Genomic DNA, 13,443 nt, shown 5'->3' on the forward strand with positions numbered 1-13,443 from the left:
TCACCCCCTCAAAACCCAAACCGAGGGGCGTCGTTGGCCCGCATCTGCTCGAATAGCCGATCGAAGTCCTCATTGCTCATCGACGCCACCTGGGAGGCAGAAAGCCGACCTTGCTCGTCAGGCGCCCGGCCGCCACCTGGAAGCGCGCCAAGGCTGGTCGGTGCACGCTTCATGCTCGGGGCGCGGTGCTGTGTCTGGTAGCCGAGTTCGGCGGCCTTGTTGTACAGCCGTTCCGCTGGGTTCTCCCCCTTGGCGGCACAGTCGCGGAGGAAGGCCAGCGATGCAATCTGCTTGGCGAAAGCGCGCTGCTCCGGGCTTGCGCCGGGGTACTGCTGGGCGATACGGGCGTCAACCTGACGGTCAAGGTGTTCATATGCCTGGTGGTAGTCGCTGTGCCGCGCTGCGAATTCGTTCTCCACAGCGACCAGCTGTGGCGCTAGCTGCGTCAGCTCATGCTGCACCTGGACGGCGGCCTGTTCCAGCTGCTGACGGTGCACAGTGGCTTGCTGCTGCCCCTGCATGTCGTTCAGGCGCTGCTCAAATTGCGCTCTCAGGGCGTTCACATGGCCTTCCGGGTCGTCGATAAACGCCGGGATTTCCGCCTGTTGCTGGGCCTGTTGTTGCTGAGCGGCGAGCTGCTGTTGCCACTGCTGGAACTGCTGCATCTGCGCCTGGTGTGCGGCCAGCTGTTCCTGCAGCAGGCGGACCTGTTCCTGTGCTGCCTGACGGGCGCGGCGTTCCTCCTGCATGGCAGCCAACGGCACACGTTGCTTGTGGCTTTGGGCTGGCTGTTCGTCATCCTGATCCGCTTCCTGCTCGGCCAGGTGGCTGTCGCGCTGCTCTGCATGCGCGGAGTATTCCTCCACCTCGTCTGCCAAGGCGTTCGGCACAGCGTCATCAGGGCCGGCGTCATTTGGCACGCCGACACTATTGGTCAATTCGGCAGCCAGGCCATCAACCGGCACGGGTTCATCAGGGCCGTCGATTGGTTCGACTTCAATGCTGCTCATGGTTCACCTCTTGGCGCGAAGCGCGCTTGGCTTTGCTTGGATGGCCACTGATCGCGGCGCTTGGGGTTTCAACGGCTTGCACAGTTGCTGCAGTGAGGCCGTACCTGGCGGCCAGCTGTTCGGCGGCGTTGGCGCTGCGTTCGCGGGCAGCCTGTTCGGCCAGGGCCTCGGCCAGCTCCCGCTGCAGTGCGGCGATCTTGGTGCTGGGGTTGGTGCGCGCCTTGAAGGCTGCGATTTCTTGTTCGGTCAGTGGAGTGCGGGCGATCTGGTCGCCGCCCATGCCACACACGGCGCCGTATCGCACACGACGACGTTCGGCCACGATCAGCTTGAGCAGGCCATCGAGCAGCGCGGCTTCTGCGCTCTCGGCGGAACGGTATCCGACAGTGCCGGACGGTACGTTCTCGCCCAGTTGCCCGAGCGGCACGATAGGCTGGCCGTGAGTAACCAGATACCCACCACCTTCCGGGTCGGCAATGAGCTTGGCGCGGCTGTAGTCGACCTGGTGGAACTCGCAGTCCTGGCGCAGGCGGTCGAGGTGTTGGATGTCATACATGGTGGCGGCCCTCTTTGACGGCGGCGATGGCGGCGGTGAGTCGGTCGATTTCAGCTTGTTGATTGGCAGCGGCGGCGCCGCCGTCCAGCAGGTTCAGTCGGCGCAGCTTCGCGACAGCGGCTTCAAGGGCCTGCTGCGCCTTTGGCAGTGCGTCGTTAACGTAGAGCCGAGCACTTTCCAGCTCGACCACTTGTGCGCGGGCGGCTTGCACAGCTGCCTGTGCCTGTTCGATTTCGGTGTTCATCGTTGTGCCTCCATCTGGTCGCGCAATTTGTCGAGGGCGGCGCGCTTGCCCGAAGTGACATAAGGGATCGCGGCCATTCGCACAGCGGCGCGGGCCTTGGTTGCCATCTTTTCGAGCTGGTCGCGCTTCTGGTCGTCATCCAGCGATGCCCAGCCCTGGGAGCGCATCAGGCGTTGCGCGCCACGGTGGGTCAGGCGGCCGGTCAGCTGCGCCAGCTCATGGTGTTGGTCTGCTGGAATCTCGATCTTGCGGCCATTGAGGGTCAGTACCTTCTGGAACTCGGTGGGGTCCCAGCCGATACGGCCGGCCATCTGGCGCACCGGGTCGCTGCTTTCCTGCGACTGAGCGATGGGTGCGGCAATCGAGAACGGGCCGCCTGGATAGGTGCGGTTCGGCACCGGTTCTCCAAAGCCATCGAGCGTGGTCGGCAGGTCTTGGCGCAGGCCTGGAGTCCTGTACTTGATGGCGTCGAGGATAGAGTTACCTTCGCGGGCGTAGGGGTCGTTCTCGCTGGCGATGTTGGACAGCAAGGTAAGCGGCTGCGCGACGGTGCCGGCCATCTGCCGGGAGTACCACTCGGCATTGCGCTTCGGGTCTTGCATGAACTCGACGAAGTTCGACAGGCCCTGCATGTAGGTCTTGTTTACCGTGTTGTTCACCAGCGACCCAAGCGCGGCAACGGCAACATCAGCCGCGTCTTTGTGCTGGTAGTCCATGGTCGCCATGTCGCTCGCAAGGCCGAGCCACTGGGCAAAGGGGTCAAGGCGGTTGTATTCGTGGTAGGTGCCATCGCTCCCGCGCACCGAGTACGGGCGCCAGCCGGTGTTGAGCAGGGCCTGCTTTTCCTTCTTGTCGTCGGGACCGGCCCCGGTGATGTACCCAGCCTGGGCCGCCATGCCGGCCATGACCATCACTCCAGTGCCCCATACGATTCGGGCGGCGGCGCGTTCCTGCCGTGCGCCACCAGCGGCGAAGTCTTCCCGCACTTCCTTGAAGAACGGCGCCAGCGGGGTGCGCTGCAGTCCGAACTTGACCACGTTGGCCGGGGTGCGGACGAAGGGCACAATCAGGTTCAGCCAGGGCGCCTTGGACTTCGCCGCCATGACCGCTGCGGCAAAGGTGCCTGCCTTGCTGTTGAACGTGTTGGTGCGGGCGTGATTGCCTGCCGCTTCGATCATCTTGGGTGTGGGGTTCTGTGCGATCTGCTCGATACGCTGGCTGAACTTCACACCGTCAGGCAGGCGGCCTTGGCGTTTCTCCTCCAGTGCTTCGCGGCGGGCCAAGGTGCGCAACTCGGCCTCGTAGTTGAGGGTGGCGAAGAAGGCATCTTCCGCACCAAGCGCACGGTATGGCAGGCTGGCAAGGCGGTCAGCGGTGAAGGCTGCACCACCCAGCACGCCGGGGCGGCGTGGGGCGTTGTTCAGGCCTTGGCTGTTGTCCTGTTTAGCCTGGCCTCCCAGCACAGCGGATTCGCCAGTGCGGAAAGCATCGACGGCTGCGGTGCCGGCCTTCGCCATGCCCCGGCTCATGCCGATCAGCAGGTCGAGGGGTTCAGCGAAAACGGTCTGGCCGGACTTGCCCCCGGTCAAGGCGCGCTTGGTCGCACCGATGCCAGCAGCAATGCTGCGCTCGATAACTTCATTGCCAAGGGTGGCGGTGTTGCTGGTGATGTTCACTGCATGGGTGCGCACGCCACTGAGCAGGGCTGCCCGGAAGTAATACCCGAACAGGCGTTGCATCTTGCTCTCGGGCTGGCCGACCAGCTTGGCCAGGTTCTGTACGCCGCCGGCCTGGACTGCCTTGCCGATGGCAGCGGCCAGGTCGTCAGCGCCTTGCACGCCGCCGATACCCTCAAGGATTCGGGCGGCTTCGTTGATGTTCTGCACCTGCCGGCGCTGTGCTGCCAGTGCTCGGCCACTCTCGGCGCGTGCGCCCATGAGTTCACCGAATACGGTTTTCAGGTCGCCCAGGTCTTGCACAAAGGTGGCCTTCTCGATGTCGCTTGCCTGGCCGCTAGCGATGCGTTGTTGCTGCTCCATGACCGTTTTCAGGCGGTCGCTTACAAGGTCGGTGCCGGCGATGATCTGTTCTGCATTCCAGGCCTGGCCGATCCTGCGGCTGAATGCCTGCGCCTGGGCACCGTCGAGGCCGATCAGGTTAGCCAGGCGGCGCTGCTCGTCCATGGTGACGACACCACGGCGGCGGGCCTCGATGTCTTGTTCTGCAGGGCGCAGCAGGTCGAGCGAGCGGGTGCGCTGTTCGCCTTCCACGCCCAGGTTATCGAGTAGCGGTGTGATGTCCCGGCTACCAGCGAATGGCACGGGTTGCGGGGTTGGCTGGGGCGCTGGCCGTGGCGGGGTTGGCGGGGTAGCCGGCGCAGGGGGTGCCTGCTCGGCGGTGCCTAGATACTGCCTGATCGCGTTCGGCACAGCTGCGCGGGCAGCTTCGATACGCGGATCAACCTGCGGGACTTCGGGCTGCTGGGCCTGGGCAACGTTCGGTCGGGTCAGCAGGTTTGCAGCGCCGCCCATCACGCCACCAGTGATACCGCCCAAGGTCGCAGCCTTGGACACGCCAGCGAGTGGGTCTTTGCCCAGTGCGATGTTCCCCAGCACCTGGTCGGAGGTACCTTGCCCAGCCTCTTCCAGTGCCTCTAGCGTGGTACCGCCGAGCACTCGGGATACCAGACTGCGGGCGAAGTCGGCGCCGTTCTGGCCGGCCAACATTGCGTCCACATCACCGATGCCGAGGGCCTTGCCGATCTTGGCGCCAGCAGCGCCGAGCAGGCCAGTGGCAGCGCCAGATGCGACGGCTGCACCAGTCTGACCGAGGGTCAGGCCACCAGTCTCTTGCACAGTACGGGATGCGTTCTGCCCGGATGCCACCAGCCCTTCACCGGCCCCGGCGCCGACCATGCCAGCCAGGCCTGGAGCAGCACCAAGGGCTTTCGCACCGAGTGCGATACCACGGCCAGCGACGCCGCCCAGCGCCATGCTCGGCAGGGATTCGGCAATGGCATGCGGGATCAGGGATGGATTGTCGCGCAGCGCCTGCAGCGTACCGGCGAAGCCCTGGGCGCGGTCGAGCTGTTGCATGGCCTGCTGGTGTTCGGGCGTTGCCATGCGGTCCAGTTCTGCGCGACGGCCAGCTGGGTCATAGCCCAGGCCGGATTTCATGGCCGGCGATACCCGACCACCTGACACGATGTCGCCCAGGCCGGTGGCGGCTTCGGCAGCGCCGACAAAACCCTTGCTCAGGCTCAGGCCGTAGTCGTCGATTGCCTGGCCGATGGGGCGAAGGCTTTCCGGCAACAAGTCGTTGGCGTTCCAGGGCTGGGCTGCTGCAGGTGGCACAGGTTGGGTCGGCTCGTCATCGAGGGCGTCACCGAACGCGCTGATGGGGTCGCCGAATGCGCTTACCTGTGGCTGCGCTGGCGCCGGTTGCGGTTGGCGCGCAGCAGGGCCAGGCGCCACTGGGTCGTCGGGAATTTCGTCACCGAAAGCACTGGTGGCCATTGCACGTTAACCTCGCTTAGTGGCGGTCTTGCCACTTACTGGGTCGATGTACTGGGCGCCGGCCGGCAGGGCGTCGTAATCCGCTTTGGTGAGCGGACGGGCGATCTGCGCCTGGCCGGGTACGCGCATACCAGCTTTGGGGGCTGGCTTCACTGCAGCGCCACCGCCTTGTGCGGCCATCGGCATGACTCCAATCGGCGCCTGCTGTTGTCCTGGTGCATACGACTGGAGGTTGCCGGTACCTGGCAGCGCGGACGTATCCGGCACCGGTTCGGCCTCGGCGCCCATGATCGCCTCAGTGGCAGCGTCAGCACCGGTTGCAGCTTTACGGCCAGGGCTGTATTGCGGGAATGGCTCGCCCCAAGGGGCATAGTCCCCGGTCTGCGCGTCGTACTTGTGGCGCTGCATCATGCCGTTGCCGACAGGCTGGTCGATGTAGGGGCGCGGTGCTGGGGTTCTTGGACCAGACGAGCCGCCACCGGCACCGGCGTGGCGCTGGGCGAACTGTGCCTGATCCTGCTGCAGCGTGGCCTGGCGATGCTGGGCCAGGTTGTCGGCGTTGGTGGCGCGGATCAGGTCGGCCGGGTCGACGCCCAGCTGGGCCATCTGGCGTGCCATCGGAGACAAGCTGTTGAGGAAGTTCGGGTCTTGCAAGCGCTGCTGGTACTGCCGTTGCCGTTCAGTCTCGGCCTGGGCCGCCTGCTGCCGCATCTGCATCTGTTGCTGTTGTACCTGCATCATCTGGTCGCGGTACTGCTGCAGGGCTTGCTGGTGTTGGGCCTGTTGCACAGCTTGAAGGCCTACCATGCCGCCGCGTCCAAGCGCCTGGGCGGCACTGCCTTGACGCCCTTGCGCCATCAAAGCCAGGCCGATGTTCAGCATCGGGTTACTGGCGAGGGAGTTCATTCCCTCCGGGGTGAATAAATCGCTGAAACCGGCCATCTCCTTTCGCTCCCCTGACGCATGGTCAGGAATCAATGAATGGTGAATCCGCCCTGGTCGCGTTCTTCCAGGGCAATGAGCTGCATCAGCACAAGTTCACGTTCCAGGCCGCGCAGAATCTTGGCGCAGCTTTCCTCATACAGCTCTATGAGTCCCGTGAAGGTTTCGAGCGGCAGGCCGCCGACAGTGGGCGCGGGCGGCGTGGCGAAGGCTTCGGCGAAGCTCATGGTCGTTGTTCTCCATGGACGAGGCCGCGCAGGGCGGCTTGGTCTTCAAGGCTGTAATCGTCTGGTACCCGCTGCGGCACAACGTTGAAACCGCCTTGGTCGTTCGGCACCAGACGGTGCGGGCGCTTCGTGGCGTGGCGGGTGCGGGGCGGGGCGGTGCGGCCTGCAAGAGCGAGCCTCAAGCGAACCTCACACTCGCTGAGGTGCGCGGTCTGGTCGAAGGCGAACGCGGCCAGGTCTTCCAGGGTGAAAGCATGCTGCGGTTTGCCGGGGCGGCCGGTATGCACAGGGGTGGCCTGTGGCAGCTCGGGGTGGTGGCAAAGGGCGCTAGGGGTAATAGCCAGAAGATCAGCCAGTTGCTGGCTGGTGACTGCGGCTGTTGCGCTGATAGTTGGCTGTAAGTTCATCGGCGCATCCCCCGGATGTTTCGCTGAGTGCATTTACGTTAATATTGAATAGTTGCTCACACAATAACTTTCCGACGAGCGGTATGATTTTTGCATGTAGTCCTTGCGGCGTAAAAAGTTGCATGTTAACAAAGGGTTGGAGTTACCGTTTTAACTTTGCGATTAATTTAAATTAAGGGTTGGCACAAGTTATTGATTGGGTGGCGGAATTTTAAGTTGCGTTCGTTAGTTACCGTTTGCGAGTTGCACAGTTTTATGTGGCCGGGACGCAGGTTTAACTGGTCAGGGCTTGGATTTTTGGCCGAATTTTTGGAAAATTTTTGTGGGGACTCACCCCTAGATATACGTACAGCGCGGCGCGCAAAGGACGCATGGCGGTGGGGGCGGGTCCGATTTCTGACCACTCGGCCAGTTTTCTGCAGCCACCCCGCCAGCCTGCCGCCGTCCGCTTCCTGGCGGCGATGCTCGTTGCGAGTGGCCGTCTCGCCTCCGCTGAATCGATTCAGTTTCAACGATCATTCTTTGGTGATGCACACACCCACAGAGTCAGAGCCACCCCCTGTTTTTGGTGGGCATGGTGCCGAAGGGCTGGGTCCAACAATCGTTCCCTAAGTGCTACCGCTGATCGCCCCGATTATCGGTGCCAACAAATAGGCATTGACCGTTTGTTGGCACTGGTCTAGGTTGGTACTACGTTTGTTGGCACCATTAGAGAGGTGATCGCCATGTCACGGACGTTTGCTTACTGCCGCGTATCCACCAGCGACCAGACCGCCGAGAACCAGGTCCAGGAACTCAAGGCCGCTGGCTTCACTGTGGAGCCCAAGCGCGTGGTCACTGAGACGATTTCAGGTAGCACAGTGGCCGCCCAGCGACCTCAGTTCGCCAAGCTGCTGGAACGCATGGAGGAAGGCGACATCTTGGCTGTAACCAAGCTGGACCGCCTGGGGCGTAACGCCATCGACGTACAGTTCACAGTCAGGGTGCTGGCCGAGCGCGGGGTGAAGGTCGTGTGCCTGGCCCTCGGCGGGATGGACCTGAACAGCCCAGCCGGCAAGATGACCATGGGCGTCCTGACTGCGGTAGCCGAATTCGAGCGTGACCTGATCGTCGAGCGCACCCAAGCAGGGCTGCAGCGGGTCAGGGACGAAGGGAAGAAGCTGGGGCGGCCGGTAGCTGTTGGCACAGTGAAGAAGGTTCAGGAACTCAAACCGGGTCGGTCACAGAGCGAGGTGGCACAGTTGTCGGGGCTGAGCCTGACGACGGTGAAGCGATACTGGAACGTTTGATCGTGGTTCTCGGGACCATGGATGGCACAATGATGGCCATGATGGCACGTGTAGCGCAGTTGTAGCGCAGTTGTAGCAAACTCTGCTACATGAGCGCAGAGGCTCTAGCACAGGTGTTTCAGCGATCCTTGTAGCGATGTCGCTATGTTTTTCCTATTTTGGCTACGTATGGCACAGTTAGCCTATATAACCCTATAGTAGCTATAGGCTTTTTACCCGTTATCCCTTTTCCATCAATTCAATAAAAACATAGCTACATAGCTACAAAATAAGCCAAAGCACTGTGCTAGACGTTCCCGAGCCTGTCGCTATGTTATTCCGAACCTCGCTACAGACCCTGCTACATCGCTACACGCTGTGCCATCATGCCGAAGCCCTGAAAACTTCGTTCCCAGCCCCCGGAAAGTCGGCTACCGTAGAAAGACCTCCCGCCCGGCGCCCCACCAGCCACAGCGCCAAGACCGTAGATAAAACCGTATAACGGGCATCCCCTCCCCCGCTGCACCGAAGCACCAAGACCCCGGACCAGAGCCTCTCGATCCTCCATGAGTCGAGCCACCAAGCACTTGCCCGACAAGTGTCAGCTGATCGACAAGCGGATCAAGGAGTTGAAAGAGGCGGAGAAAAAGGCTGAATAGTTGTCGCCTGTGCTGGCCTCTTCGCGGGTAAACCCGCTCCCACAGGGATCGCACAGGCCTGGAAGCCTGTGGGGTCGCTGTGGGAGCGGGTTCACCCGCGAAGAAGCTAACACCGTTACCGAGCGTTACTCAGCCGCAGGCTTGCGCTTCTTCAGCGGCGCCAGGCCGTCAGCGCTGGCCAGCGGTGCATTGGCCTTCGGCTTGGCGGTTGGCTTGCGCTTGGCGGCCGCCTTCTTGTCACCGGTCTTCTTCTCGACCTTTTTCTTCTTGCTGCCAGCCGCCTTGCCCGAGGCCTTGACCTTCTTAGGCCCGTTGTAGGTGCCCTTCACTTCCTTGATCACCCGGCGCTCGAACTGCTGCTTGAGGTAGCGCTCGATGCTCGACATCAGGTTCCAGTCGTTGTGGGTGATCAGCGAGATCGCCAGGCCTTCGCCACCGGCACGGCCGGTACGGCCCACGCGGTGCACGTACTCGTCACCGCTGCGCGGCATGTCGAAGTTGATCACCAGGTCCAGGCCGTCGATGTCCAGGCCACGGGCCGCAACGTCGGTAGCCACCAGTACCTTGGAGCTGCCCTGCTTGAAGCGGTCCAGGGCCAGCTTGCGGTCCTTCTGGTCCTTCTCGCCGTGCAGCACGAAGGCCTTCACGTCCTTGGCCACCAGGTGGCCGTAGATGCGGTCGGCCAGGGCGCGGGTGTTGGTGAAGATGATCGCCTTGTCGAAGGTTTCGTTGGCCAGCAGCCACTGCACGATCTGCTCTTTGTGCTGGTCGTGGTCAGCGGTGATGATCTGCTGGCGGGTGCCTTCGGCCAGCTGCGAGACGCTGTTGAGCATCAGGTGCTCTGGGTCTTTCAGCACCTTGCCGATGATGTCGCGCAGGGCCGCACCACCGGTGGTGGCGGAGAACAGCAGGGTCTGCTGGCGGTTCTCGCACTCCTTGCACAGGCGCTCCATGTCTTCGGCAAAGCCCATGTCGAGCATGCGGTCGGCTTCGTCGAGGATCAGCACCTGTACGTGAGACAGGTCGAGGTTGCCGGCATTGAGCTGCTCGAGCAGGCGGCCCGGGGTGCCGATCAGCACATCCGGCACCTTGCGCAGCATGGCGGCCTGTTCCTTGAAGTCTTCACCGCCGGTCACCAGGCCCGACTTGATGTAGGTGAACTGCGAGAACAGCTGTACCTGCTTGAGGGTCTGCTGGGCCAGTTCACGGGTCGGCAGCAGGATCAGCGCGCGGATCTCGACGCGGCGTTCGCGCAGGTCGACCAGGCGGTTGAGCAGCGGCAGCACGAAGGCCGCGGTCTTGCCGCTGCCGGTCTGCGCGGTCACGCGCAGGTCACGCCCTTGCAGGGCCAGGGGGATGGCCGCGGCCTGCACCGGGGTTGGCTCGACAAAGTTAAGCTCGGCCACGGCTTTAAGCAGGCGTTCGTGCAGGGCGAATTGGGAGAACACGGAGGTAACCTCAGGCAAGTGCGGAAAATTCAGTTGCATAGGGTAACGTTTTCTGCCGCCTTAGCCGAATTTCTTTTGGCAACTTTGTCGCCATCCGCGCTCTAATGGCGCTTCGTTTGGCAACAAAGACTGTACGCAAGCCCATGGATATCCAACGAATCTGGCGCGACTCACTAGACCTGTGGGGCACCCTTGACCAACATCCGATGCTGCACGCGGCCATCGGCCTGGCGGTGCTGCTGCTCATTTCCCTGGTCATCGGCCGCCTGGCACGCTTCCTGGTGCTGCACGGCGCCCGCCTGCTGGCCCGCCAGCCAGCGCTGAAGTGGCTGGACGACCTGCGCAACAACAAGGTGTTCCACCGCCTGGCACAGACCACGCCGTCACTGGTGCTGCAGTTCGGCCTGAAACTGGTGCCCGAGCTGTCCGACACCGCCCAGCACTTCCTCGGCAATGTCGCCCTGGCCTTTACCCTGCTGTTCATGACCATGGCGCTGTCGTGCCTGCTGGATGCCCTGCTAGACATCTACGCCCGCACCGAACACGCCCGCACCCGCTCGATCAAGGGTTACGTGCAACTGGCCAAGATGATGCTGTGGATCTTCGCCTCCATCGTCATCGTCGCCACCCTGATTGACCGCTCGCCACTGTTGCTGCTGTCGGGTCTGGGTGCCATGTCGGCGGTGCTGCTGTTGGTGTACAAGGACACCCTGCTGTCGTTCGTCGCCAGTGTGCAGCTGACCAGCAACGACATGCTGCACGTGGGCGACTGGATCGAAATGCCCCAGGTGGGCGCCGATGGCGATGTGGTGGACATCACCCTGCACACGGTGAAGGTGCAGAATTTCGACAAGACCATCGTCTCCATCCCCACCTGGCGCCTGATGAGCGAGTCGTTCCGCAACTACCGCGGCATGCAGCAGTCCGGTGGCCGACGCATCAAGCGCAGCCTGTTCATCGATGCAGCCGGCGTGCGGTTCCTGACTCGCGAGGAAGAACAGCGGCTGAGCCAGGTGCACTTGCTGGCCGACTACCTGGCCGGCAAGCGCCAGGAGCTGCAGCGCTGGAACGAGGCCATGGGGCCGGTGGCCGAGCTGTCGGCCAATCGCCGCAAGCTCACCAACATCGGCACCTTCCGGGCGTTTGCCCTGGCCTATCTGAAGAATCATCCCAACGTGCACCCGAACATGACCTGCATGGTGCGGCAGATGCAGACCACCGCCGAGGGCGTGCCGCTGGAGATCTACTGCTTTACCACCACCACGGTGTGGGCGGATTACGAGCGGATTCAGGGGGATATCTTCGATTATCTGCTGGCGGTGTTGCCGGAGTTCGGCTTGAGCCTGTATCAGCAGCCGAGTGGCAACGACATGCGGGTGGGGTTGAGTGGGCGTGTATCGCAAGAGCCTGTGCCGCGTCGGCTGGAAGACATGAGCGAGGCTTGATATTGCCGGGGCTGCTTCGCAGCCCATCGCCTGCAAGCCAGCTCCCACAGAGGTCACGCAGATCGTGAGATCTTCGTTGTACCTGTGGGAGCGGCTTTAGCCGCGAAGAATCCAACGCGGTGCATGGCACCGGCTGCGCCGGTGTTCGCGGCTAAAGCCGCTCCCACAGGGCCCCTGCTAATTCAATGAGTTATGTGCAGTTCGATGAGAGCTGGCTTGCCGGCGATGGGCCGCAAAGCGGCCCAAAATTGTTTGACTGACAGGCATTACGAGGGTGGTGTTTAAGCAGCCCTTTTCGTGTCAGGGCCGAGTCAGGGGTGCGCATTCATGGTTGTCGAAAGCCGGTTGCTCCCGCGCCCATGGACCATGCAATACAGCGCACCGGCCAGGATCAACCCCATCGCCCAACTGATATCCGCCCCCAGCCACTCGGCCACGAAGCCCGTGTAGAACGACAGTTTCATGAACGGGATGGTACCGATGATCGACACGGCGTACACCGCCAGGCTTCGACGATTGAAGCAGCCATAACGCCCCTTGGCGTCATACAGCGCCCCCACATCATAGTGGCCTCGGCATACCCAGTAGTAATCCACCAGGTTGATGGCGCTCCATGGGATCAACAGGTACAGCTGGCCGATCAGGATGTCGGCAAAGAACGTATCGAAATTGTACTGGGTGGCGATGGCGATCATCGTTGCCGCTGCGGTCAGCCCAGCCATTACCAAGGCTTTGGCCGTCGCGGTCACGCGCCGGATGGTCTTGAAGGCGCCAAAAATCGTGACCGACGACATGTAGGCGCTGTACAGGCACAGCACGTTGTACTGGATCACCCCCAGCGCTATCACTGCCAGCGCCAACGGCGCCCACGGGCCGAACAACGCGGCAATGGCTGTGGCCGGGTCATGCCCCAGTGCCGAGGGCAATTCCACCGCCACCAGCGCGCCCAGAGCCATCATGGCGAAGGAGCCCAGCGCACAACCGCAATAGGTGGCCCAGAACGTGGCGCGTGGGTTGACGTTGGCTGGGAGGTAGCGCGAGTAATCGGCTACATAGGGGCCATACCCCAGCGTCCAGGAGGCCGACTGGGCCACGATCAGGTTGAAGGCGGTGAACGAGAAGCCGGTACTCACTGCCGTCGTGGTTGCCATGTCGCCGGGGTGCAGCAGGATCAGCACCAGGGCGCCGGCAAATACCAGCGTGGACAACAGGCTCATCCACGCGCCCAGGCGGTGGATCAGCTCGTAGCCGACAAAGCCGATGACAAAAGTCAGCAAGCCGACCACCACGATCGCCTGGTCATCGCTCATGGGCACCAGCGCCTGCAGGGCATTGCGCATCAGCACGCCGCTGGCGGCGAGGAACAGGACTGCGGCCGTGACCATCACCAGCAGAGGGAGCGCGGCACCATGGACACCGAACTGGGCCCGGCTCTGGATCATCTGTGGCACGCCCAGGTGAGGCCCCTGGGCAGAATGCGCGGCCATGAACACGGTGCCGATCAGGTTGCCGACCAACAGGCCCAGCAAGGTCCAACTTAGACTTAGCCCCGACGCAGCGCCCAGGGTGCCGACCATCAGGGCGGTTATCTGGAAATTGGAGCTGAACCAGATGGTGAACAATCGTTTAGGCGTGCCATAACGCTCGGCGTGTGGGACAAATTCGATACTTCGCGTTTCTAGCTTCACGCCGGTCTCCCGATTTGGTTTTCCGGATTATCGG

Annotated in this window: 11 protein-coding genes; 2 read left to right on the plus strand and 9 right to left on the minus strand. The window is 62.7% G+C overall.

All coding sequences use genetic code 11. From position 1 onward, the window contains the following. Positions 1-8 precede the first annotated feature (8 nt). The 7 genes from E5221_RS20555 to E5221_RS20585 all read right to left on the minus strand — a co-directional run bounded on the left by E5221_RS20555 (position 9) and on the right by E5221_RS20585 (position 6,901). Positions 9-1,010, minus strand: coding sequence for a hypothetical protein (locus tag E5221_RS20555; RefSeq protein ID WP_247846345.1), 1,002 nt, complete (start codon positions 1,008-1,010; stop codon positions 9-11). Then, positions 997-1,566 (minus strand): hypothetical protein, encoded by a 570-nt coding sequence (locus E5221_RS20560; RefSeq protein ID WP_061552557.1) that lies wholly within the window; start codon positions 1,564-1,566, stop codon positions 997-999. The genes E5221_RS20555 and E5221_RS20560 overlap by 14 nt, the downstream gene beginning before the upstream one ends. After that, positions 1,559-1,810 (minus strand): hypothetical protein, encoded by a 252-nt coding sequence (locus E5221_RS20565; protein ID WP_247846346.1) that lies wholly within the window; start codon positions 1,808-1,810, stop codon positions 1,559-1,561. The genes E5221_RS20560 and E5221_RS20565 overlap by 8 nt, the downstream gene beginning before the upstream one ends. Further along, positions 1,807-5,325 carry a hypothetical protein gene (locus E5221_RS20570; RefSeq protein WP_247846348.1) on the minus strand — a complete coding sequence of 1,173 codons (3,519 nt, stop codon included), beginning with the start codon at positions 5,323-5,325 and terminating at the stop codon, positions 1,807-1,809. Before E5221_RS20570 ends, E5221_RS20565 begins: the two co-directional genes overlap by 4 nt. Positions 5,326-5,331: 6 nt before the next feature. Then, the gene (locus E5221_RS20575) at positions 5,332-6,231 is read right to left on the minus strand and encodes a hypothetical protein (RefSeq protein ID WP_247846350.1); all 900 of its coding nucleotides are present in this window, start codon (positions 6,229-6,231) and stop codon (positions 5,332-5,334) included. 68 nt (positions 6,232-6,299) lie between these two features. Then, complete coding sequence (locus E5221_RS20580; RefSeq protein WP_247846352.1) at positions 6,300-6,494, minus strand: hypothetical protein; 195 nt, start codon at positions 6,492-6,494, stop codon at positions 6,300-6,302. Next, on the minus strand, positions 6,491-6,901 hold the full coding sequence (locus tag E5221_RS20585) for a hypothetical protein (protein WP_247846353.1): 411 nt from the start codon (positions 6,899-6,901) through the stop codon (positions 6,491-6,493). Before E5221_RS20585 ends, E5221_RS20580 begins: the two co-directional genes overlap by 4 nt. Before the next feature lie 725 nt (positions 6,902-7,626). Between E5221_RS20585 and E5221_RS20590 the strand changes: the two genes are divergently transcribed. After that, complete coding sequence (locus tag E5221_RS20590; RefSeq protein ID WP_247846355.1) at positions 7,627-8,190, plus strand: recombinase family protein; 564 nt, start codon at positions 7,627-7,629, stop codon at positions 8,188-8,190. Positions 8,191-8,953: 763 nt separating this feature from the next. On the opposite strand, the gene E5221_RS20595 is transcribed toward E5221_RS20590, so the two are convergent. Next, a complete protein-coding gene (locus E5221_RS20595) occupies positions 8,954-10,315 on the minus strand; it encodes a DEAD/DEAH box helicase (RefSeq protein WP_039612590.1) in 1,362 nt (453 codons plus the stop codon). Between the two features lie 104 nt (positions 10,316-10,419). On the opposite strand from E5221_RS20595, the gene E5221_RS20600 reads away from it, so the two are divergent. Then, a complete protein-coding gene (locus E5221_RS20600; RefSeq protein WP_061551288.1) occupies positions 10,420-11,721 on the plus strand; it encodes a mechanosensitive ion channel family protein in 1,302 nt (433 codons plus the stop codon). A 311-nt stretch (positions 11,722-12,032) separates the two neighbouring features. On the opposite strand, the gene E5221_RS20605 is transcribed toward E5221_RS20600, so the two are convergent. After that, a complete protein-coding gene (locus E5221_RS20605; protein WP_247846356.1) occupies positions 12,033-13,409 on the minus strand; it encodes a cytosine permease in 1,377 nt (458 codons plus the stop codon). Between the last annotated feature and the right edge of the window lie 34 nt (positions 13,410-13,443).

Origin of the sequence: Pseudomonas sp. A2 (assembly GCF_023100865.1) — a bacterium.
In the GTDB taxonomy this organism is placed as follows: domain Bacteria; phylum Pseudomonadota; class Gammaproteobacteria; order Pseudomonadales; family Pseudomonadaceae; genus Aquipseudomonas; species Aquipseudomonas asiatica.